18 protein-coding genes and 1 tRNA gene are annotated in these 21,278 nt (G+C 66.1%); all 19 read left to right on the plus strand.

The window, feature by feature from the left end; translation table 11 throughout:
• The first annotated feature begins 1 nt into the window (after window position 1).
• Complete coding sequence (locus tag RHOOR92_RS0110445) at window positions 2–730, plus strand: NADH-quinone oxidoreductase subunit C (protein WP_027490196.1); 729 nt, start codon at window positions 2–4, stop codon at window positions 728–730.
• A gap of 165 nt (window positions 731–895) precedes the next feature.
• On the plus strand, window positions 896–2,149 hold the full coding sequence (locus tag RHOOR92_RS0110450) for an NADH-quinone oxidoreductase subunit D (RefSeq protein WP_007513198.1): 1,254 nt from the start codon (window positions 896–898) through the stop codon (window positions 2,147–2,149).
• 21 nt (window positions 2,150–2,170) lie between these two features.
• Window positions 2,171–2,740 (plus strand): NADH-quinone oxidoreductase subunit NuoE, encoded by a 570-nt coding sequence (nuoE, locus tag RHOOR92_RS0110455; protein ID WP_015447413.1) that lies wholly within the window; start codon window positions 2,171–2,173, stop codon window positions 2,738–2,740.
• A complete protein-coding gene (nuoF, locus tag RHOOR92_RS0110460) occupies window positions 2,740–4,050 on the plus strand; it encodes an NADH-quinone oxidoreductase subunit NuoF (RefSeq protein ID WP_007513202.1) in 1,311 nt (436 codons plus the stop codon). The genes nuoE and nuoF overlap by 1 nt, the downstream gene beginning before the upstream one ends.
• The gene (gene nuoG, locus RHOOR92_RS0110465; protein ID WP_027484026.1) at window positions 4,047–6,386 is read left to right on the plus strand and encodes an NADH-quinone oxidoreductase subunit NuoG; all 2,340 of its coding nucleotides are present in this window, start codon (window positions 4,047–4,049) and stop codon (window positions 6,384–6,386) included. The genes nuoF and nuoG overlap by 4 nt, the downstream gene beginning before the upstream one ends.
• A 5-nt stretch (window positions 6,387–6,391) precedes the next feature.
• On the plus strand, window positions 6,392–7,420 hold the full coding sequence (nuoH, locus tag RHOOR92_RS0110470) for an NADH-quinone oxidoreductase subunit NuoH (protein ID WP_027490197.1): 1,029 nt from the start codon (window positions 6,392–6,394) through the stop codon (window positions 7,418–7,420).
• A 3-nt stretch (window positions 7,421–7,423) separates the two neighbouring features.
• Window positions 7,424–7,915: an NADH-quinone oxidoreductase subunit NuoI gene (gene nuoI, locus RHOOR92_RS0110475; RefSeq protein WP_007513208.1), complete on the plus strand. Its 492-nt coding sequence runs from the start codon at window positions 7,424–7,426 to the stop codon at window positions 7,913–7,915.
• Window positions 7,916–7,923: 8 nt separating this feature from the next.
• A complete protein-coding gene (locus RHOOR92_RS0110480; RefSeq protein ID WP_007513211.1) occupies window positions 7,924–8,568 on the plus strand; it encodes an NADH-quinone oxidoreductase subunit J in 645 nt (214 codons plus the stop codon).
• Window positions 8,565–8,870, plus strand: coding sequence for an NADH-quinone oxidoreductase subunit NuoK (gene nuoK / locus RHOOR92_RS0110485; RefSeq protein WP_007513213.1), 306 nt, complete (start codon window positions 8,565–8,567; stop codon window positions 8,868–8,870). The genes RHOOR92_RS0110480 and nuoK overlap by 4 nt, the downstream gene beginning before the upstream one ends.
• 4 nt (window positions 8,871–8,874) lie before the next feature.
• On the plus strand, window positions 8,875–10,920 hold the full coding sequence (gene nuoL / locus RHOOR92_RS0110490; RefSeq protein ID WP_027484025.1) for an NADH-quinone oxidoreductase subunit L: 2,046 nt from the start codon (window positions 8,875–8,877) through the stop codon (window positions 10,918–10,920).
• Between the two features lie 13 nt (window positions 10,921–10,933).
• The gene (locus tag RHOOR92_RS0110495; protein WP_027484024.1) at window positions 10,934–12,442 is read left to right on the plus strand and encodes an NADH-quinone oxidoreductase subunit M; all 1,509 of its coding nucleotides are present in this window, start codon (window positions 10,934–10,936) and stop codon (window positions 12,440–12,442) included.
• Between the two features lie 12 nt (window positions 12,443–12,454).
• Window positions 12,455–13,909: an NADH-quinone oxidoreductase subunit NuoN gene (gene nuoN / locus RHOOR92_RS0110500; RefSeq protein WP_027490198.1), complete on the plus strand. Its 1,455-nt coding sequence runs from the start codon at window positions 12,455–12,457 to the stop codon at window positions 13,907–13,909.
• A gap of 78 nt (window positions 13,910–13,987) precedes the next feature.
• Window positions 13,988–14,064: transfer RNA gene (locus tag RHOOR92_RS0110505), tRNA-Met, on the plus strand.
• A gap of 202 nt (window positions 14,065–14,266) precedes the next feature.
• Complete coding sequence (gene rimP, locus RHOOR92_RS0110510) at window positions 14,267–14,800, plus strand: ribosome maturation factor RimP (RefSeq protein WP_007513223.1); 534 nt, start codon at window positions 14,267–14,269, stop codon at window positions 14,798–14,800.
• 102 nt (window positions 14,801–14,902) lie between these two features.
• Complete coding sequence (nusA, locus tag RHOOR92_RS0110515; RefSeq protein WP_007513225.1) at window positions 14,903–16,408, plus strand: transcription termination factor NusA; 1,506 nt, start codon at window positions 14,903–14,905, stop codon at window positions 16,406–16,408.
• A gap of 132 nt (window positions 16,409–16,540) precedes the next feature.
• Window positions 16,541–19,342 (plus strand): translation initiation factor IF-2, encoded by a 2,802-nt coding sequence (infB, locus tag RHOOR92_RS0110520; RefSeq protein ID WP_027484022.1) that lies wholly within the window; start codon window positions 16,541–16,543, stop codon window positions 19,340–19,342.
• 158 nt (window positions 19,343–19,500) lie between these two features.
• Window positions 19,501–19,884 carry a 30S ribosome-binding factor RbfA gene (gene rbfA, locus RHOOR92_RS0110525; protein ID WP_007513229.1) on the plus strand — a complete coding sequence of 128 codons (384 nt, stop codon included), beginning with the start codon at window positions 19,501–19,503 and terminating at the stop codon, window positions 19,882–19,884.
• Window positions 19,885–19,913: 29 nt separating this feature from the next.
• Entirely contained in the window at window positions 19,914–20,840 is a 927-nt protein-coding gene (gene truB, locus RHOOR92_RS0110530; protein ID WP_027484021.1) for a tRNA pseudouridine(55) synthase TruB, read from the plus strand.
• Window positions 20,841–21,007: 167 nt separating this feature from the next.
• A complete protein-coding gene (rpsO, locus tag RHOOR92_RS0110535; protein ID WP_007513234.1) occupies window positions 21,008–21,277 on the plus strand; it encodes a 30S ribosomal protein S15 in 270 nt (89 codons plus the stop codon).
• Window position 21,278: the final 1 nt, after the last annotated feature.

A 21,278-nucleotide genomic window follows, 5' to 3' on the forward strand; every position in this document is an offset into this window, starting at 1 on the left:
CATGACCGACACTCCAAAGACCTCGCTGGCCGGGCAGCTCGCCGCGCGATTCGGCGACACGCTGGCCATCAGCACCGTGCGCAACGAGACCATCGCCGAACTGGCTGCCGCCGACCTGCTCGCCGTGGCCACCGCGCTGCGCGACGAGCCGGCGTTCCGCTTCAGCGAACTGATCGACCTGTGCGGCATCGACTATCTCGGCTACGGCCAGGTGGAGTGGGATACCGAGACCGTCACCGGCACCGGTTTCTCGCGCGGCGTGGAAGGCCAGGCACAGGGGCGCTTCGACTGGGCCGGGCGCCCGCGCGGCGAGAGCCCGCCGCGCCGCTTCGCGGCGGTGATCCAGCTGCTGTCGATCGAGCACAACCGCCGCCTGCGCCTGCGCGTGTTCTGCGCGGACGACAGCCTGCCGCTGGTGCCATCGCTGACCGCGGTGTGGCCGGGCGTGAACTGGTTCGAGCGCGAGGCGTTCGACCTGTACGGCATCATCTTCGACGGGCACCACGATCTGCGCCGCATCCTCACCGACTACGGCTTCGTCGGCCACCCGTTCCGCAAGGACTTCCCGCTGATCGGCAACGTCGAGGTGCGCTACGACCCCGAGCAGAAGCGGGTGATCTACGAGCCGGTGTCGATCGAGCCGCGCGTGCTGGTGCCGCGCACCATCCGCGACGACGCCGACCTGATGCAGGCCAAGGCCGAAGCCGCCGACCACTGGCGGGAGAACTAGCATGTCTCGACTGACGAATTTACAGCGAGCCTCGCGGCGGCTTTGCGTGCCATGCGTCGTTGCTCGTCCGCGCCATAGTGACCACTATGGCTTCTCCTCGCGCCTAGCCTGGCGCGCAAATCCACTCGCGATTTCTCGCTGAAATCCGTCAGGCGAGACATGACCATGCAAGAAATCCGCAACTACACGATGAACTTCGGCCCGCAGCATCCGGCCGCGCACGGCGTGCTGCGCCTGATCATGGAGATGGACGGCGAGACCATCGTGCGCGCCGATCCGCACGTGGGCCTGCTCCATCGCGGCACCGAGAAGCTGGCCGAGTCCAAGCCGTTCAACCAGTCGATCGGATACATGGACCGGCTCGACTACGTGTCGATGATGTGCAACGAGCACGCCTACGTGCGCGCGATCGAGACCCTGCTGGGGGTCGAGGCGCCGGAGCGGGCGCAGTACATCCGCACCATGTTCGACGAGATCACCCGCATCCTGAACCACTTGATGTGGATCGGCTCGAACGCGCTCGACCTGGGCGCGATGGCAGTGATCCTGTACGCGTTCCGCGAGCGCGAGGAGCTGATGGACGTCTACGAGGCGGTGTCGGGCGCGCGCATGCACGCCACGTACTACCGCCCGGGCGGCGTCTACCGCGACCTGCCGGACCAGATGTCGAAGTACCGCGAGTCGCCGTGGCACAAGGGCAGCGACCTGAAGCGCATCAACAGTTGGCGCGAAGGCTCGATGCTCGATTTCCTCGACGCCTTCACCGCCGATTTCCCGTCGAAGGTGGATGAGTACGAGGAGCTGCTCACCACCAACCGCATCTGGAAGCAGCGCACCGTCGGCATCGGCGTGGTCAGCCCGGAGCTGGCCCAGCAGTGGGGCATGACCGGCGCGATGCTGCGCGGCTCGGGCGTCGAGTGGGACCTGCGCAAGAAGCAGCCGTACGCGAAGTACGCCGAGATGGACTTCGACATCCCGGTCGGCGTCAACGGCGACTGCTACGACCGCTACCTGGTCCGCGTGGAAGAGATGCGCCAGTCCAACCGCATCATCCGGCAGTGCGTGGAGTGGCTGCGCGCCAACCCCGGCCCGGTGATGGTGAAGAACTTCAAGGTGGCGCCGCCGTCGCGGGTCGAGATGAAGCAGGACATGGAAGCGCTCATCCACCACTTCAAGCTGTTCACCGAAGGCTACTGCGTGCCGGCTGGCGAAACCTATTGCGCGGTCGAGGCGCCCAAGGGCGAGTTCGGCTGCTACCTGGTTTCCGACGGCGCCAACAAGCCGTTCCGCGTGCACCTGCGCGCCCCGGGCTTCGCCCATCTGTCATCCATGGATACCATCGTGCGCGGCCACATGCTCGCCGACGTGGTGGCCATGATCGGTACCTATGACCTCGTGTTCGGCGAAGTGGACCGCTGAGCCGGCACGACGGAGAAACGCATGAAAGCCACCGGACATTACGAGCAGGTCAGGAACGTCGATCCTCTCGTCGTACTTACCGAGCACACCCGCCAGCACATCGACCACTGGGTGGCCAAGTTTCCGCCCGACCGCAAGCGTTCGGCGCTGATCCAGGCGCTGTTCGGTGCACAGGAGCAGAACAAGGGCTTCCTCACCGACGAGCTGATCGCCGCGGTCGCGAAGTACCTCGAGCTGCCGGCGATCTGGGCCTACGAGGTGGCCAGCTTCTACTCGATGCTGGAAACCAAGCCGGTCGCCCGCAACAACGTGGCGATCTGCACCAACATCTCCTGCTGGCTCAACGGCGCCGATGGCCTGGTACAGCACTGCGAGAAGAAGCTGGGCATCAAGCTGGGCGAGAGCACGCCGGACGGCCGCGTCTACCTGAAGAAGGAAGAAGAGTGCATCGCGGCCTGCGTCTACGCGCCGGCGATGACGGTGAATGGCCATTATCACGAACATCTGACCATCGAGAAGCTCGACGAGATCCTCGATGGCCTGAGCCTGGATGGCCCGGACCACGCCCATAATGCCGAGGGGAAGCACTGATGGCCGTCGGACCCGCGCCCCAGGAACACCAGGTCGTCTACACCACGCTGCACTTCGATACGCCGTGGTCGATGGAGAGCTACGAAAAGGTCGATGGTTACCAGGCGTGGAGGAAGATCCTCGCCGAGAAGCCCGACCCGGCCTCGCTGATCGACGAGATCAAGAAGAGCAGCCTGCGCGGCCGCGGTGGCGCGGGCTTCCCGACCGGCCTGAAGTGGTCCTTCATGCCCAAGGGCGACATGCAGAAGTACATCCTGTGCAACTCGGACGAGTCCGAGCCGGGCACGGCCAAGGACCGCGACATCCTGCGCTACAACCCGCACGCGGTGGTCGAGGGCCTGGCCATCGCCTGCTATTGCACCGGCTCCACCGTGGCCTACAACTACCTGCGCGGCGAGTTCCACCACGAACCGTTCGAGCACTTCGAGGCGGCGCTGAAGGAAGCCTACGCGGCCGGCCTGCTCGGCAAGAATATCGGCGGCAGCGGCATCGATGTGGACATCCATGCGGCGCTCGGCGCCGGCGCCTACATCTGCGGCGAGGAAACCGCGCTGATGGAATCGCTGGAAGGCAAGAAGGGCTGGCCGCGCTTCAAGCCGCCGTTCCCGGCCAACTACGGCCTGTACGGCAAGCCCACCACGATCAACAACACCGAGACCTACGCCTCGGTGCCGGCGATCCTGCGCCACGGCGCCGACTGGTTCCTCAACCTCGGCAAGCCGAACAACGGCGGCCCGAAGATCTTCTCGGTGTCCGGCCACGTCAACCGCCCCGGCAATTACGAGATCCGCCTGGGCACGCCGTTCGCGGAACTGCTGGAGATGGCCGGTGGCGTGCGCAACGGGCACAGGATCAAGGCGGTGATCCCCGGCGGCTCCTCCATGCCGGTGCTGCCGGGCGAGGTGATGATGGGCCTCACCATGGATTACGACGCGATCCAGAAGGCCGGCTCGGGCCTGGGCTCGGGCGCGGTGATCGTGATGGACGAGACCACCTGCATGGTGCGCGCCTGCGAGCGCATCAGCCAGTTCTACCACATGGAATCCTGCGGCCAGTGCACGCCGTGCCGCGAGGGCACCGGCTGGATGCACCGCGTGCTCACCCGCATCGTCGCCGGCAAGGGCGTGCCCGACGACCTGCATCGCCTGAAGGCGGTCGCCGGCCAGATCGAGGGCCATACCATCTGCGCGTTCGGCGAGGCGGCGTCGTGGCCGGTGCAGGGGTTCCTGCGTCACTACTGGAACGAATTCGAATACTACGTCGAGCATGGCCACTCCATGGTCGACGACAAGCTTGGAGCCGCCGCATGAGCGCGCAGCCGACCCAGACCGCGCCGAACCTCGTCAACATCGAGGTCGACGGCAAGCCGATCCAGGTGCCCAAGGGCGCGATGATCATCGAGGCCACCGACAAGGCCGGCATTCCGATCCCGCGTTTCTGCTACCACCGCAAGCTGCCGATCGCGGCGAGCTGCCGGCAGTGCCTGGTCGAGGTGGAGATGGGCGGGCGCCCGATGCCCAAGCCGCAGCCGGCCTGCGCCACGCCGGTGGCCGAAGGCATGAAGGTGCTCACCCGTTCGGACAAGGCGCTGCACGCGCAGCGCAACGTGATGGAGTTCCTGCTCATCAACCACCCGATGGACTGCCCGGTCTGCGATCAGGGCGGCGAGTGCGAGCTGCAGGACATGGCGCTGGGCTACGGCCGCAGCGTGTCGCGCTTCACCGAGCGCAAGCGCACCATCGCCGACGAGGACATCGGCCCGCTGGTGGCCACCGAGATGACGCGCTGCATCCACTGCACGCGCTGCGTGCGCTTCATCAGCGAGATCGCCGGCACCTACGAATTCGGCAGCATGGATCGCGGCGACCGCCACGTGATCGGCACGTACATCGGCAAGAACGTCGAGAGCGAGCTGTCCGGCAACATCATCGATGTCTGCCCGGTCGGCGCGCTCACCAACAAGCCGTTCCAGTTCAAGGCGCGCGCGTGGGAGCTGATCGCCAAGCCGTCGATCGCCTGGCACGACGCACTGGGCTCGAACCTGTGGCTGCACACCCGTCGCGGCGAAGTACTGCGCACGGTGCCGCGCGACAACGAGGCGGTCAACGAGTGCTGGCTGTCCGACCGCGACCGCTACAGCCACCAGGGCATGTACGCCGCCGACCGCATCGGCGTGCCGGAAGTGAAGCGCAACGGCCAGTGGCAGGCGACCAGCTGGGAAGATGCCCTGGAATACGCCGGCGCGGCGCTGAAGAAGGCGCCCGGCAGCGAGCTGGGCATCCTGCTGCATCCGGCGACCTCGAACGAGGAGGGCGACCTGCTGATGCGGCTGGCCCGCGGCCTGGGCAGCGCGCACGTCGACCACCGCCTGCGCCAGCTCGATTTCGCCGACAACGCCGTGGCGCAGCCGTTCGCGCTGCCGGTGGCGGAGGTCGAACAGGTCCGGGCCGCCTTACTGGTCGGCTGCGACTTGCGCTACGAGATGCCGCTGCTGAATCACCGCCTGCACCAGGCGGCCAAGAAGGGCGCGAAGATCTACGCGGTCAACCCGGCGCATTTCGATTTCAACTACGCACTGGCCGGTGAGGCCGTCGTGGCGCCGCAGGCGCTGGTCGACGCGCTGCTGGCGCTGGCCAAGGCTGCCGTGGCTGCCGGCGCAAATGCGCCGGCAGCACTGGCCGATGCCATCAGTGCCGCGCGGAGCGACGAAGGCAATGACGCTGCGATCGCCGCGCTGAAGCAGGCGGTGTCGGCGCAGGGCAAGGCCGTGGTGATCCTCGGCGAGGCCGCGGCGACCCATCCGCAGGCGTCCTGGCTGCGCGCAGTCGCCCGGTTCATCGCCGACGCCACCGGTGCCGGCTACGACGAATTGCCGGTCGGCGCGAATGCCGTCGGTCTGGCGCGGCTCGGCGTGGTGCCGGGCAACGGCGGGCTGGCTGCGCAGGCGATGCTGGCGCAGCCGCGCAAGAGCTACCTGCTGTACGGCGTCGAGCCGCCGCACGATTTCGCCGACGGCAACGCCGCGCTGAAGGCGCTGCATGGCGCGGACCAGGTGGTGGCATTCAGCGCCTACGCCAGCGCCGCGTTGCGCGAGGTGGCCGACGTGATCCTGCCGATCGCGCTGCTGCCGGAGATCGACGCGACCCTGGTCAACGTCGACGGACTGGCCCAGGGTGTGGCCGCCGGGGCGAAGGCACCGGGCCAGGCGCGGCCGGGCTGGAAGGTATTGCGCGCGCTGGGTGGCGCCCTGCAACTGGCCGGTTTCGAGTTCGACGACCTCGCCGGCCTGCGCGACGGCATCGCCGACCGTGCCGCGGCGCCGCGCAGCGGCCTGGCCGCACGTGCTTCCGCCGGCGGCATCACCCGTCTGGCCACCTGGCCGATCTACCGTAGCGATGCGGTGCTGCGCCGGGCCACGGCGCTGAACGCACATCCGCTCAACCGTGCCCCGGCGGTACGCCTGAACGGGGATGAGGCGCGGCGGCTGGGTCTCGACTCCGATGGCCCGGTACGCGTAGCGGATGTGCAGTTGCCGCTGGTGATCGATGCGGCGGTGCCCGACGGCACGGCATGGATCGAGGCTGCGCAGGATCTCACCGCCACGCTGCCGCCGTACGGCGCGTCCATCACCCTGAGCAAGGCTTAAAGCAGATGCTTGATCAACTCATCCATCAGCTCGTCGTGCCGATCCTGTACATCCTGGCGATCGTGCTGCCACTGGTGCTGGCGGTGGCGATGTTCGTGTACTGGGAGCGCAAGGTTCTCGGCTGGATGCACGTGCGCATGGGGCCGAACAAGATCGGCCCGTTCGGCTTGCTGCAGGCCCTCGCCGACGTGGTCAAGCTGCTGATCAAGGAAGTGATCCTGCCGACCAAGGCGAATCGCTTCCTGTACTACACCGCGCCGATGATCGCGCTGATCCCCGCGCTGGCGGTGTGGGCGGTGGTGCCGTTCAGCAGCACGATGGTGCTGTCCAACGCCAACGCCGGCGTGCTGTACCTGCTGGCGATGACCTCGATGGGCGTGTACGGCATCATCATCGCCGGCTGGGCATCCAACTCGCGCTATGCGCTGCTCGGTGCGATGCGCTCGGCGGCGCAGGTGATCTCCTACGAGCTGGCGATGGGCCTGTGTCTGGTCTGCGTGCTGGTACTGGCCGGTTCGCTGAACCTCAGCGCGATCGTCAATGCGCAGGCCGGCAGCAAGGGCGTCCTCGACTGGTTCTGGCTGCCGCTGCTGCCGGTGTTCGTGGTGTATTTCATCTCCGGCGTGGCCGAGACCAACCGCGCGCCGTTCGACGTGGCCGAAGGCGAATCGGAAATCGTCGCCGGCTTCCACGTGGAATATTCCGGCTCGGCCTTCGCGCTGTTCTTCCTGGCCGAATACGCCAACATGATCCTGCTCAGCTTCCTGGCCGCGGTGCTGTTCATGGGCGGCTGGCTGTCGCCGTTCCCGGCCTCGTGGGGCTTCCTCGGGCAGGGCGGTTTCCCCTGGCTGCTGCTCAAGGCGTTCCTGCTCTCGTTCATGTTCCTGTGGTTCCGCGCCACCTTCCCGCGCTACCGCTATGACCAGATCATGCGGCTGGGCTGGAAGGTGTTCATCCCCATCGCCATCGCATGGGTTTTCGTGGCTGGCTGCCTGAAATACTGGGGTCTGGTCAGCATCGGCACGGGGGCATAAGCCATGAATCGCGTTACCGGTTATTTCAAGAGTCTGCTGCTGGTCGAGCTGTTCCAGGGCATGGGCGTGACCCTGCGCTACCTGTTCAAGCCGAAGTACACGATGCGCTACCCGATGGAGCACATCCCCAAGTCGAACCGCTTCCGCGGCCTGCACGCGCTGCGCCGCTATGCGAACGGCGAGGAGCGCTGCATCGCCTGCAAGCTGTGCGAGGCGGTGTGTCCGGCATTGGCGATCACGATCGACTCGGCGCCGCGCGAGAGCGATGGCCAGCGCCGCACCACCCGTTACGAGATCGACCTGTTCAAGTGCATCTTCTGCGGTTTCTGCGAGGAGAGCTGCCCGGTCGATTCGATCGTCGAGACGTCGATCCACGAATACCATTTCGAGAATCGCGGCGAGAACGTGGTGGACAAGCAGAAGCTGCTCGCCATCGGTGATCGCTTCGAACAGCAGATCGCCGCCGACCGCGCGCAAGACGCGGCGTACCGCTGAGGCCAACGATGAATCCCCAACTGCTCCAACTCGTCTGTTTCTATGCCTTCGGCTTCGTCACCGTCGCCGCCGCGCTGTCGGTGATCACGCTGAAGAACTCCGTGCATGCGGTGCTGGCGCTGGTGCTCACCTTCTTCAGCGCCGCCTGCCTGTGGCTGCTGCTCGAAGCCGAGTTCCTCGCGCTGGCACTGGTCGTGGTCTACGTCGGCGCGGTGATGGTGCTGTTCCTGTTCGTGGTGATGATGCTCGACATCGACCAGGAAAAAATGCGCGAGGGCTTCGTGAAGTTCCTGCCGGTCGGCCTGGTCGTGGCCGCCGTGATGCTGCTGGAGATGCTCGGCCTGATCGGCGTGCGTGCGATGCAGACGCACGTCATGGGCGCCGATCCCGCCATCGCCGCGGGCATGTCCAACACCGCGTGGCTGGGCCATGCGCTGTATACGACGTACCTGCTGCCGTTCGAGATCGCCGCGCTGATCCTTACCGTGGGCATCGTGGCGGCGGTCGCGCTGACCCTGCGCGAGCGCCGCGCCGCGCGCTACGAATCGGCCAGCCAGCAGGTCAAGGTCAACCCGCGCGACCGCGTGCGCATCGTGAAGATGGCCGCGGTCCGTCCCGGTGAACCGGCCGCACCACAGGAGCCGCAGCCATGATTTCGCTCGCGCACTACATCGTGCTCGGCGCGGTGCTGTTCTGCATCGCCGTCGCCGGCCTGTTCATCAACCGCAAGAACGTGATCGTGCTGCTGATGTCGATCGAGCTGATGCTGCTCGCCGTGAACATGAACTTCGTGGCGTTCTCGCGCTTCCTCGGCGACGTCTCCGGGCAGGTGTTCGTGTTCTTCATCCTCACCGTGGCCGCGGCGGAAGCCGCCATCGGCCTGGCGATCCTGGTGCTGCTGTTCCGTACGCGCAGCACCATCAACATCGCCGACATCGACAGCATGAAGGGCTGATCACATGGGTCTCTCCACCTCCATCCTGCTGACGATCGCACTGGCGCCGCTGGTCGGCTGCGTGCTGGCCGGCTTCCTGGGCAGGTTCCTGGGTCGCGCCGGTTCGCACAGCGTCACCATCCTCGGCGTGGCGGTATCGTGCGCGCTGTCGTTCTACGTGCTGTACCAGCTCACCTTGGGCGGCGCGGCCGAATACAACCAGAACATCTACACCTGGTTCCAGATCGGCCCGTTCAACGCCAGCGTCGGCTTCATGGTCGACCGGCTGACCGCGCTGATGCTGGTGGTGGTGAGCTTCGTTTCGCTGCTGGTGCACGTCTACACCATCGGCTACATGGCCGACGACCACGGCTACACGCGCTTCTTCAGCTACATCTCGCTGTTCACCTTCTCGATGTTCATGCTGGTCATGAGTAACAACTTCATGCAGCTGTTCTTCGGCTGGGAAGCGGTGGGCCTGGTGTCGTACCTGCTGATCGGCTTCTGGTACAAGCGGCCGACCGCGATCTTCGCCAACCTGAAGGCGTTCCTGGTCAACCGCGTGGGCGACTTCGGCTTCCTGCTCGGCATCGCGGCGGTGCTGTATTTCGTCGGCACGCTGGACTACGCCACGGCGTTCGCCGCGGCCCCCGGCCTGGCCGGCAAGACCCTGCAGATCACCGCGAACACGCAGTGGGACGCGGCCACGGTGATCTGCATCTGCCTGTTCGTCGGCGCGATGGGCAAGTCGGCGCAGGTGCCGCTGCACGTGTGGCTGCCCGACTCGATGGAGGGCCCGACCCCGATCTCCGCGCTGATCCATGCGGCGACCATGGTCACCGCCGGCATCTTCATGGTGGCGCGCATGTCGCCGCTGTTCGAAATGTCTTCCACCGCGCTCAGTTTCGTGCTGGTGATCGGAGCCACCACCGCGCTGTTCACCGGCTTGATTGGCATAGTCCAAAATGACATCAAGCGGGTGATCGCCTACTCCACGCTGTCGCAGCTGGGCTACATGACGGTCGCGCTGGGCGTGTCGATGTATTCGGGCGCGGTGTTCCACCTGATGACCCACGCGTTCTTCAAGGCGCTGCTGTTCCTCGGCGCCGGTTCGGTGATCATCGCGATGCACCACGAGCAGGACATGCGCTACATGGGCGGCCTGCGCAAGTACATGCCGATCACCTGGATCACCATGTGGATCGGCTCGCTGGCGCTGGTGGCAGTGCCGTTCACTTCCGGCTTCTACTCGAAGGACGCGATCATCGAGGCGGTCGGCCTGTCGCACCGCTGGGGCGCGCAGTATGCCTATTTCTGCGTAATGGCCGGCGTGCTGGTGACGGGCCTGTACACGTTCCGCCAGATGTACCTCACGTTCCACGGCAAGGAGCGCTTCAAGGTGGTTGAGCCGCGTGGCCACGGCCATCACGATGGCCATGACGACCATGGCCATCACGAGCCGGGCGTGCTGGCGCATGCGCCGAAGGAATCGCCGTGGGTGGTGACGCTGCCGCTGGTGCTGCTGGCGATCCCGTCGCTGCTGGTCGGATTCTTCACGGTCGGGCCGACGCTGTTCGGCCGCTGGTTCGGTGGCGCGATCCATGTGGAAGAGGCCAATGACGTGCTGGCCGAACTCGGTCACGAGTTCCACGGTGCGGCGGCGATGGCGCTGCACGGGTTCACCCAGTTGCCGTTCCTGCTGGTGCTCGTCGCGTTCGCGACCACCACCTACATCTACCTGTTCAACCCGGCGCTGGCCGGCCGGATCAAGTCCGCGCTGAAGCCGCTGTGGACGGTGCTCGATCGCAAGTACTGGGTCGACGACGTGTACTTCGCGCTGTTCGCCCGTGGCGGCGTGCTGCTGGGCCGCGGCTTCTGGAAGGCCAGTGAGACGGCGGTGATCGATGGCGCGATGGTCAACGGCTCGGTGAATCTGGTGCATCGCGTCGCCGCCACGATGCGCCGCCTGCAGTCGGGCTACCTCTATCACTACGCCTTCGCGATGATCCTCGGCCTGATCCTGCTGCTTGGCGGGTACTGGCTCATCGGTTCCGGGCCGGTCGGGCCATAAGGGAAACAGATCCATGTTCAATCATTTGCTCAGCCTGCTGATCTGGCTCCCCGTTGCTGGGGCCATCCCGGTGCTGCTTGCCGGCTCGGCCCGCCCCAGCCTGGCGCGCTGGCTGTCGCTGCTGGTGGCGGTGCTGACCTTCGTGGTCAGCCTGTTCCTGCTGGTGCAGTACAACCCCACCGGCGCCGCGATGCAGCTGGTCGAAAGCCACCTGTGGATCGCCTCGTGGGGTGTCCATTACGGCCTGGCGGTGGACGGCATTTCGGTGGCGCTGATCGTGATGACCACCTTCGTCGGCATCCTGGTGGTCGCCGGTGCGTGGGAAGTCATCCAGGACAAGCCGCACCAGTACATGGCCGCGATGCTGATCCTCGAAGGCCTGCTGATCGGCGTGTTCTGCGCCACCGATGCGCTGTTGTTCTACGCGCTGTTCGAGGCGATCCTGATCCCGATGTTCATCCTGATCGGCATCTGGGGCGGTCCGCGCCGCGTCTATGCGACGCTGAAGTTCTTCATCTACACGTTCTTCGGCTCGGTCTTCATGCTGATCGCGCTGCTGTACCTGTACCAGAAGGCGCACACGTTCGACCTGGCCACGCTGGCCGCGCTGCCGCTGACGTTCAAGGAGCAGGCCTGGATCTTCTTCGCGTTCCTGATCGCGTTCGCGATCAAGGTGCCGATGGTGCCGGTGCACACCTGGTTGCCGGATGCCCACGTCGAGGCGCCGACCGGCGGTTCGGTGGTGCTGGCGGCGGTGATGCTGAAGGTCGGCACCTACGGCATGCTGCGCTTCATCCTGCCGATCGTGCCGGACGCGGGCGCGCATTTCGCCTGGCTGGTCATCGTGCTGAGTCTGGTTGCGATCGTCTACATCGGCTACGTCGCACTGGTGCAGGAGGACATGAAGAAACTGGTGGCGTACTCGTCGGTGGCCCACATGGGCTTCGTCACGCTCGGCATCTTCATCGCCTTCATGCTGGTGCGCGAGCAGGGCCATACCGACATGGCGCTGCTCGGCATGCAGGGCGCGATGGTGCAGATGATTTCGCACGGCTTCGTCTCCGGCGCGATGTTCACCTGCATCGGCGTGATGTATGACCGCACGCATACGCGCCTGATCAAGGACTACGGCGGCGTGATCAACGTGATGCCATGGTTCGGCTTCTTCTACGTGCTGTTCGCGATGGCCAACTGCGGCCTGCCGGGCACCAGCGGTTTCGTGGGCGAGTTCATGGTGATCCTGTCCAGTTTCAGCGCCAGCCCGTGGATCGCGCTGTTCGCCGCGTTCACCCTGATCATCGGCGCCGGCTACACGCTGTGGCTGGTCAAGCGCGTGCTGTGGGGCGAGATCGGCAACCCGCACGTGGCCGAGATGAAGGAAATCAACGCACGCGAGACGTTCGTGCTGGGCGCCTTTGCCGCCGCCGTGCTGGCGCTGGGCATCTGGCCGCAGCCTCTGGTCCACCTGATGGACGGCTCGGTGGCGCAGCTGGTGCAGCAGCTTGCCATTCACAAGATCTGATCGGGACCCAACATGCCGACTTTCAATGACATCCTGATCCTGCTGCCGGAGTTCTACCTGGTGGCAGCGGCGTGCCTGTTGCTGTTGCTGGACGCCTTCATGAAGCCCGCGCAGCGCCCGCTGCTGCACTGGATCTCGATCGCCGTGCTGCTGGTGGCGATCTACCTGGTGGTCGCCGGCCAGCCGCCGCAAACGGTGACCGCGTTCGGCGGCATGTTCGTGCGCGACGACGTGGCCGAGATCCTCAAGGTGTTCGCGCTGGGTACCACCGCGATGGTGTTCGTCTACGCGCGCCCGTACCTGATCGACCGCAAGCTGCTTGGCGGCGAGTTCTATACGCTGATGATCTTCGCGGTGATCGGCATCATGCTGCTGGTTTCGGCCGGCAACCTGGTCACCGTGTACCTGGGGCTGGAGCTGTTGTCGCTGTCGTCGTACGCGCTGGTCGCGCTGAACCGCGATGCGAAACTGCCGCCGGAGGCGGCGATCAAGTACTTCGTGCTGGGTGCGCTGGCCTCGGGCATGCTGCTGTACGGCATGTCGATGGTCTACGGCGCCTCCGGCATGGGCGGCACGCCGAGTCTGGATCTGGCGCAGCTGCACAACGTGATGAGCTACACCACGGCGCCGACCTTGCTGTTGTTCGGCCTGATCTTCATGATCGTCGGCATCGGTTTCAAGCTGGGCGCCGCACCGTTCCACATGTGGATTCCCGACGTCTACCAGGGAGCGCCCACCCCGGTCACCACCTTCATCGCCTCCGGTTCCAAGCTGGCCGCGTTCGGCATGGCCTATCGCCTGCTCGATGCCGGCATGGGCGACCTGTCGCAGCACTGGCAACTGATGCTGGCGGTGCTGGCGGTCGCTTCGCTGGCGATCGGCAACCTGGTCGCGATCGTGCAGACCAACCTGAAGCGCATGCTGGCGTATTCGACCATCTCGCACATGGGCTACCTGCTGCTGGGCCTTTCCGCCGCCGGTCCGGAAGGCTATGCCGCGGCGATGTTCTACGCGATCTGCTACGCGCTGATGGGCGTGGCCGCGTTCGGCGTGATGCTGGCGATGACCCGGGCGGGTTTCGAGTGCGAGGAAATTGCCGACCTGAAGGGGCTGAACCAGAAATCGCCGTGGATGGCATTCCTGATGCTGCTGGCGATGTTCTCGCTGGCCGGCGTGCCGCCGCTGTTCGGCTTCTGGGCCAAGGTGCTGGTGCTGGAGGCGGCGATCCACGCCAACATGCTGTGGCTGGCCATCGTCGGTATCGTGTTCGCCATCATCGGCCTGTACTACTACCTGTACGTGGTCAAGGCGATGTACTTCGACAAGCCGGAGGAGGGCGGCGCATTGCAGGCACAGCCGGACCGGCCGTTGCGCGTGGTGCTGTCGCTGAACGCGCTGTCGCTGCTGGTGCTGGGCCTGTACTGGGGCCCGCTGCTGGGTTGGTGTCGGCGCGCGTTCGGGTTGTGAATTGCGGCCCGGCACCGAAAGCAGCGGATTCGAGGCTTGCAAGAAACCGGCCACCCCGGTAAACTCTTCGGACTCTGATGCGGGGTGGAGCAGTCTGGCAGCTCGTCGGGCTCATAACCCGAAGGTCGCAGGTTCGAATCCTGCCCCCGCTACCAGATCTTTCTTGGTGCAAGAAAGCCTCCTCGTGAGGCTTTTTTGTTGGGCGCAAGGATGCGTCGTGCCGGGTCGCCGCTGGCGGTCACGTGCGCCGGAAAGAGCTGCTTGAGGAGGAGGAACATCGGCGAGATAGGGAAATGGGCCGTTGGAGCCCATTTTTTGTTTCTGCTGTTCTGGAAGAGTGATCCGGGAAGGCTACCCATGGATACGCAGGCACTGGCACAACGTTTCAGCGAGGTACTGGTCGATCTGGGCCTGGAATGCCTCGGCGTGGAGTTCACCCCGTCGCACGGGCAGAGTACCCTGCGCGTCTACCTGGATTTGCTGGACAGGGAAACGGGCGACGGCGAACGCCGTGAGGTCGGCATCGAGGATTGCGAGACCGCGAGCCGCGAATTGTCCGCCCTGCTGGACGTGGAGGATCCGATTCCCGGCCACTACGTGCTGGAAGTTTCCTCGCCGGGCCTGGATCGGCCGCTGTTCAACGCCGCACAGTTTGCGCGGGCGGGCGGGCAGGAAGTGAAGGTGCTGCTGAAGGCGCCGCTGGAAGGCCGTCGTCGCCTGCGCGGCAAGCTGGTTTCGGCCGAAGGCGGGCGCGTTGTGCTGGAAGCCGAAGGCAAGACGTTCGAATTCGAGCACGCGCTGGTGGAAAGCGCGCGTGTGGTACCGGACTGGGTGGCGCTCGGTTACGCGCCGCAGCCCAAGCGCGGCGGCAAGGCGCCCGGCAAGAAGTGATCAGTGCGGCCATCCACGGCCGCGTTCCAAATTTTGCGTTTCGGGACGAACGCAACAATTCAAACATCGGCATCCGGACGGGGTGCCTACGGAGTTGCAGCAATGAGCAAAGAACTTTTGCTGGTCGTCGACGCGGTCGCCAATGAAAAGGGCGTGCCGCTGGAAGTGATTTTCGAGGCGATGGAGGCCGCGCTGGCCTCGGCCGCGAAGAAGCGCTATCCGGACGAGGAGCCGGACATCCGCGTGTCGATCGACCACAACACCGGCGAATACGAGACGTTCCGTCGCTGGGAAGTCATCGCCGACGACGGCGAGATGGAATCGCCGTCGTATCAGCTGCGCCTGATGGACGCGCTGGACGAGCGCGCCGACGCCAAGGTGGGCGAGTACATCGAGCATCAGATCGAGAACGCCGAATTCGGCCGCATCGCCGCGCAGGCCGCGAAGCAGGTGATCGTGCAGCGCGTGCGCGAAGCCGAGCGCCAGCAGGTGGTCGACGCCTTCGCCGATCGCGTGGGTGAACTGGTCACCGGTATCGTCAAGCGCGTCGAGCGCGGCAACATCTACCTCGACCTGGGCAGCAACGCCGAGGCGTTCATCCCGCGCGACAAGACCATTCCGCGCGAATCGGCCCGCGTCGGCGACCGCGTGCGCGGCTACCTGTACGAAGTGCGCTCCGAGGCCCGCGGCCCGCAGCTGTTCGTGTCGCGCGCGGCGCCGGAATTCATGATCGAGCTGTTCAAGCTGGAAGTGCCGGAGGTCGGCCAGGGCCTGGTCGAGATCAAGGGCTGCGCGCGCGATCCGGGCGATCGCGCCAAGATCGCCGTGCTGGCCCACGACAGCCGCACCGATCCGATCGGTGCCTGCATCGGCATGCGCGGTTCGCGCGTGCAGGCGGTCTCCAACGACCTCAACGGCGAGCGCGTCGACATCATCCTGTGGCACGAGAACCAGGCGCAGTACGTCATCAACGCGATGGCGCCGGCCGAAGTGCAGTCCATCATCATGGACGAGGAAAAGCACTCGATGGACATCGCGGTGGCCGAGGACAAGCTGTCCCAGGCGATCGGCCGGGGTGGCCAGAACGTGCGTCTCGCCAGCAAGCTGACCGGCTGGCAGCTCAACGTGATGACCCAGGACCAGGTCACCGCCAAGAGCGAGTCCGAGCAGGAGGCTGCGCGCCAGCTGTTCATGGACAAGCTCGAAGTGGACCAGGAGATCGCCGTGATCCTCGTGCAGGAGGGCTTCTCCAGCATCGAGGAAATCGCCTATGTGCCCAGCGCCGAGTTGCTCGCGGTGGAGGGCTTCGATGAGGACATCGTCGAGGAACTGCGCGCCCGCGCCCGCGACGCGCTGCTGACCGAGGCACTGGCGGTGGAGGAGGGCGTCGACGAACATCAGCCTTCCGAAGAACTGCTGGCGCTGGAGGGCATGGACGAGGAGACCGCCTTTGCACTGGCCGCGCGTGCGGTGACCACGGTCGACGACCTGGCCGACCTGGCGGTGGACGACCTGATCGACATCGAAGGCATGGACGAAGAGCGTGCCGCGGCACTGATCATGGCTGCACGTGCGCCGATGATCGCGCGACTGGAGAAGGGTGGCTAACCGCGGGCGGCGGCAACCCCGGAGGGGTTGCCGGGAAAGGCTTCCTCCGAAGCCTTTCACCACGGATGGAGGTGGCGGCGCAGATGATGCCGCACAGACGATAGGCGCGGGAACGGCGGAGCAAAGAACACGATGTCGGACGTCACGATCAAACAACTCGCCCAGGTGCTGGGTATGCCGGTCGACAAGCTGCTGACCCAGCTTGGCGAGGCAGGCATGAAATTCTCCGACCAGGAGCAGGTCATCAGCAGCACCGAGAAGGTGAAGCTGCTCGGCTTCCTGCGCCGCACGCATGGCAAGAGCGAAGCCGCCGCCGAGGTCGACGACAGCGCACCACGCCAGATCACCCTGAAGCGCCGCACGGTCGGCGAGCTGAAGGTGGCTGCGCCGGGCGGCCGCGGTGCCACGGGTGCAGCCAAGACGGTCAATGTCGAGGTGCGCGCCAAACGCACCTACGTCAAGCGCAGCGTGATCGCCGAGGAAGCCAGCGCCGAGCCCGAGCGCGAGGATGCCGTGCGCAAGCTGCAGGAATCGCAGCAGCAGCGCGAGCAGGAAGAGCGCGAGCGGACCGAGGCCGAGCAGCGCCGCCAGGCGGAGGCGCAGCACGCCCTGGACGAACAGCGCCGGAGAGCCGAGAAAGAGCAGCACGAGGTGGAGCCGGCCGGCCCAGTCGAGCCGGCCGTGGTCGAGCACGTCGAGGCGACGCCGGAGCCGGCGGCCGAGGCGGCGCCCGTGGCCGCCGGCGATGACGCGGCGGCAGCCGTCCAGCGCATCGACCAGCGCGACCTGGGCATGATCCTGCCGCGCATCCATGAGCCGCGCAAACGCGAAAAGCCGGTCAAGCCGGCCGCGGCTCCCGCTGCACCGGTCGCCCCCGCGGCGCGTGCCGTGGTGGCCGGTGGTGCCGTTGCTCCGACCGCTGCCGGCGATGCCGGTCGCGGCAAGCCCAAGCATCCGCGCGAGCGCAATGACAGCGTCGGCAGCAAGGAAGACCGCGACGCCGGCAAGCGCTTTGCCGGCGGGCAGATGCATTTGAGCGAGGCCGACCGGGCCCGCCGCTCTTCCAGCAGCAAGCGCGGCAAGCCGGGCCGCAGCGGCGGCCGCGAGCCGTTGCGCGGGGGCGGTGCTGGGCCGACCGGCCCTCACGGCTTCTCGCGGCCCACCGCGCCGGTGGTGCGTGAAGTGGTGGTGGGCGATACCAACGTCGTCGCCGAGCTGGCGCAGAAGATGGCGGTCAAGGGCTCCGAGGTGGTCAAGGCGCTGTTCAAGATGGGCGTGATGGCGACCATCAATCAGACCGTCGACCACGACACCGCGGTGCTGGTGGTCGAGGAGCTCGGCCACACGCCGGTGGCGGACAACCAGAACAACGCCGAGGAGACGCTGGCGGCGCATACCCAGACCATCGAGCTGGAGGGCGAGAAGGTCTCGCGGCCGCCGGTGGTGACGATCATGGGTCACGTCGATCACGGCAAGACCTCGCTGCTCGACTACATCCGCCGCACCAAGGTCGCGTCGGGCGAGGCCGGCGGGATCACCCAGCACATCGGTGCGTACCATGTGCAGACGTCGAAGGGCGTGATCACGTTCCTGGACACGCCGGGCCATGCCGCGTTCACCTCGATGCGTGCCCGTGGCGCGCAATCGACCGACATCGTGATCCTGGTGGTGGCCGCCGACGACGGCGTCAAGCCGCAGACGATCGAAGCGGTCAAGCACGCGCGCGCCGCCAAGGTGCCGTTGATCGTGGCCGTCAACAAGATGGACAAGGACGGCGCGAACCCCGACAACGTCAAGCAGGGCCTTGTGGCACAGGAAGTGGTGCCGGAAGACTGGGGCGGCGACGTGCAGTTCGTGCCGGTGTCGGCCAAGACCGGCATGGGCGTCGAGGACCTGCTCGACGCGATCTCGGTGCAGGCCGAAGTGATGGAATTGAAGGCCGTCGTCGATGGCCGCGCCTCCGGCGTGGTGATCGAATCCAGCCTGGACCGCGGCCGCGGTCCGGTGGCCACCGTGCTGGTGCAGCAGGGCACGCTGCGCAAGGGCGATTTCGTGGTCTGCGGCGTCGAATACGGCCGCATGCGCGCGCTGATCGACGAGACCGGCAAGCAGGTTGCCGAAGCCGGCCCGTCGATCCCGGTGCAGGTGCTGGGCCTGTCCGGAGTGCCGGAAACCGGCGACGATTTCGTTGCCGTCGAGGACGAGCGCCTGGCTCGCGAGGTCGCCGAGGAGCGCCAGCTGAAGCGGCGTGAGACGCGGATGGTCAGCAAGAGCAACCGGCTCGAGGACATCATCGCCAAAATGGGCCAGGGCGAGGAGCAGCAGACGCTCAACATCCTGGTCAAGGGCGACGTGCAGGGCTCGGTCGAGGCCTTGCGCGAATCGCTGACCCAGATCGGTAACGATCGCGTACGGGTCAACGTGGTGGCTTCCGGCGTCGGCGGCATCACCGAGTCCGATGCCACCTTGGCCGCCGCCTCGAAGGCGTTGGTGATCGGCTTCAACGTGCGTGCCGACGCCTCGGCGCGCAAGGTGATCGAGACCAACGGTCTGGATGTGCGTTATTTCTCGATCATCTACGACGTGATCGACCAGGTGACCCAGGCGGCCACCGGCCTGCTCGGCATGGAAGTGCGCGAGGACATCATCGGCACCGCCGAGGTTCGCGACGTGTTCCGCAGCTCGAAATTCGGTGCCGTGGCCGGTTGCATGGTCACCGAGGGTGTGGTCAAGCGCAGCAAGCCGATCCGCGTGCTGCGCGACCACGTGGTGATCTTCGAGGGCGAGCTGGAATCGCTGCGCCGCTTCAAGGACCTCGTCGACGAAGTGCGCAACGGCATGGAGTGCGGCATCGCCGTGAAGCAGTACAACGACGTCAAGCCGGGCGACCAGATCGAGTGCTTCGAACGCACCGAAGTGGCGCGCACGCTTTGACCTTGAGCCCCTCTCCTGTCGGGAGAGGGGCGGGGTGGGGTTCACGGTTTGCGCAGCCTTCCCGATGCAGAGTTCACTCAGGGTCGGGAACCCTCATCCGCCCCTTCGGGGGCACCTTCTCCCGAGGGGAGAAGGAAGATTGTCCTTCGGAGTTTTTCATGCCCTCCCGTGATTTCAAACGTACCGACCGCATTGGTGCCGAACTGCGCCGTGAGCTCGGCTTGCTGGTGCACGCGGCCGTACGCGATCACGGCTTGCCGTCGACCAGCGTGTGCGACGTGGAAATCACCCGTGACCTGGATTGGGCCACGGTATGGGTGACCACGATGCTGCCCGAACAGGGGTTGCCCGCGGTGAAGGCGCTCAACGAGCTGAGCCACGAGATCCGGCATGCGCTGGCACACAGCGGCATGCGCATGCGCCGGGTGCCCGAGCTGAAGTTCAAGTACGACGATTCGGTCGACAAGGGCGAGCGCATCGAATCGCTGCTGCGCCAGCAGGCGCGCGACCTGGCGCCGCCGGGCGGCGACAAGCACGATTGAACCGGTCAGTACGGGGTCCCGCCGAGCCGATGAGCCGCCCGCCGCGCATCCAGTTCCGCGACCTGCACGGCATCGTGCTGCTCGACAAGCCCCGGGGCCTGAGCTCCAACCAGGCGCTGCAAGCCGTGCGGCGGCTGCTGCGCGCGTCCAAGGGCGGCCATACCGGCGCGCTCGATCCGCTGGCCACCGGCCTGCTGCCGCTGTGCTTCGGCGAGGCGACCAAGCTGGCCGGCAGCCTGCTGGGGGCGCGCAAGGCCTATCTGGCCGAGTGCCGGCTCGGCGTCACCACGGAGACAGCCGACAGCGAGGGCGAGGTCGTTCGGCAACGCCCGGTGCCGCAGCTCGGTGCTGCCGCGATCGAGGCGGCGCTGGTCGAGCTGCGCGGGCGTATCCTGCAGGTGCCGCCGATGTACTCCGCGTTGAAGCAGGGCGGCGAGCGGTTGTATGCGAAGGCGCGCCGTGGCGAAACCGTGGAGGTGCCGCCGCGCGAGGTGGAGGTATACCGGCTGGAGCTGCTGGCGCGCGACGGCGACACGCTGCAGTTGCTGGTGGAGTGCGGCTCGGGTACCTACGTCCGCTCGCTGGCGGTGGATCTGGGCGAGGACCTGGGTTGCGGCGCCCATCTGACCGCGCTGCGCCGGATCTGGGTAGAGCCGTTCCGCGAGCCGCAAATGGTGACCCTGGCACAACTGGAGCAGGCGGCGGAACAGGGCGACGAGGCCTTGCTGGCCTGGTTGCTGCCGGTTTCCGCCGGCTTGTCCGATCTGCCGGTATTGCGGCTCGATGAGACGCAGAGCATGGCCATCTCGCGCGGCCAGCAGATCGCGCTGCCGGGCCTGCCGGAAGTCGGGCGCTGCGTGGCGTATGCCAGCGATGGCGCACTGCTGGCGCTGCTGGAAGCCGATGCCGGAGGACGTGCGCGCATCGTGCGCGGCTTCAACCTGCCGCCAGACTGACCGATTTGCTTCGATGAGCCGCCGCGCTCTTGTTGAAACACCGCTCCCATCAGTAGAATAGGCAAGTTATTTCAACGCTTTCACTCAACTAGGCGAAGCTTGCGCTTGCGTCATTGCGATGATGCAAGCGCAAGCTTCGCATCGCCTTTCAAGGAAACGTATACCTCATGTCTCTTACCGCAGAACAAACCGGCAAGATCATCGCTGATTTCGGCCGCGTGCCGAACGACACCGGCTCGACCGAAGTCCAGGTGGCCCTGCTGTCCGCCCGCATCGACCACCTCACCGGCCACTTCAAGGAACACAAGCAGGATCACCATTCCCGTCGTGGCCTGCTGAAACTGGTCAACCAGCGCAAGCGCCTGCTCAGCTATCTGAAGGACCGCGATCTTGCGCGCTATCAGACCCTGATCGAACGCCTCGGCCTGCGTCGGTAAT

Source organism: Rhodanobacter sp. OR92 (genome assembly GCF_000427545.1).
GTDB lineage: Bacteria > Pseudomonadota > Gammaproteobacteria > Xanthomonadales > Rhodanobacteraceae > Rhodanobacter > Rhodanobacter denitrificans.

Coding starts and splice junctions, on each gene's coding strand:
- RHOOR92_RS0110445 (WP_027490196.1), top strand. CDS start 2: ATGACCGACACTCCAAAGACCTCGCTGGCCGGGCAGCTCGCCGCGCGA.
- RHOOR92_RS0110450 (WP_007513198.1), top strand. CDS start 896: ATGCAAGAAATCCGCAACTACACGATGAACTTCGGCCCGCAGCATCCG.
- nuoE (WP_015447413.1), top strand. CDS start 2,171: ATGAAAGCCACCGGACATTACGAGCAGGTCAGGAACGTCGATCCTCTC.
- nuoF (WP_007513202.1), top strand. CDS start 2,740: ATGGCCGTCGGACCCGCGCCCCAGGAACACCAGGTCGTCTACACCACG.
- nuoG (WP_027484026.1), top strand. CDS start 4,047: ATGAGCGCGCAGCCGACCCAGACCGCGCCGAACCTCGTCAACATCGAG.
- nuoH (WP_027490197.1), top strand. CDS start 6,392: ATGCTTGATCAACTCATCCATCAGCTCGTCGTGCCGATCCTGTACATC.
- nuoI (WP_007513208.1), top strand. CDS start 7,424: ATGAATCGCGTTACCGGTTATTTCAAGAGTCTGCTGCTGGTCGAGCTG.
- RHOOR92_RS0110480 (WP_007513211.1), top strand. CDS start 7,924: ATGAATCCCCAACTGCTCCAACTCGTCTGTTTCTATGCCTTCGGCTTC.
- nuoK (WP_007513213.1), top strand. CDS start 8,565: ATGATTTCGCTCGCGCACTACATCGTGCTCGGCGCGGTGCTGTTCTGC.
- nuoL (WP_027484025.1), top strand. CDS start 8,875: ATGGGTCTCTCCACCTCCATCCTGCTGACGATCGCACTGGCGCCGCTG.
- RHOOR92_RS0110495 (WP_027484024.1), top strand. CDS start 10,934: ATGTTCAATCATTTGCTCAGCCTGCTGATCTGGCTCCCCGTTGCTGGG.
- nuoN (WP_027490198.1), top strand. CDS start 12,455: ATGCCGACTTTCAATGACATCCTGATCCTGCTGCCGGAGTTCTACCTG.
- rimP (WP_007513223.1), top strand. CDS start 14,267: ATGGATACGCAGGCACTGGCACAACGTTTCAGCGAGGTACTGGTCGAT.
- nusA (WP_007513225.1), top strand. CDS start 14,903: ATGAGCAAAGAACTTTTGCTGGTCGTCGACGCGGTCGCCAATGAAAAG.
- infB (WP_027484022.1), top strand. CDS start 16,541: ATGTCGGACGTCACGATCAAACAACTCGCCCAGGTGCTGGGTATGCCG.
- rbfA (WP_007513229.1), top strand. CDS start 19,501: ATGCCCTCCCGTGATTTCAAACGTACCGACCGCATTGGTGCCGAACTG.
- truB (WP_027484021.1), top strand. CDS start 19,914: ATGAGCCGCCCGCCGCGCATCCAGTTCCGCGACCTGCACGGCATCGTG.
- rpsO (WP_007513234.1), top strand. CDS start 21,008: ATGTCTCTTACCGCAGAACAAACCGGCAAGATCATCGCTGATTTCGGC.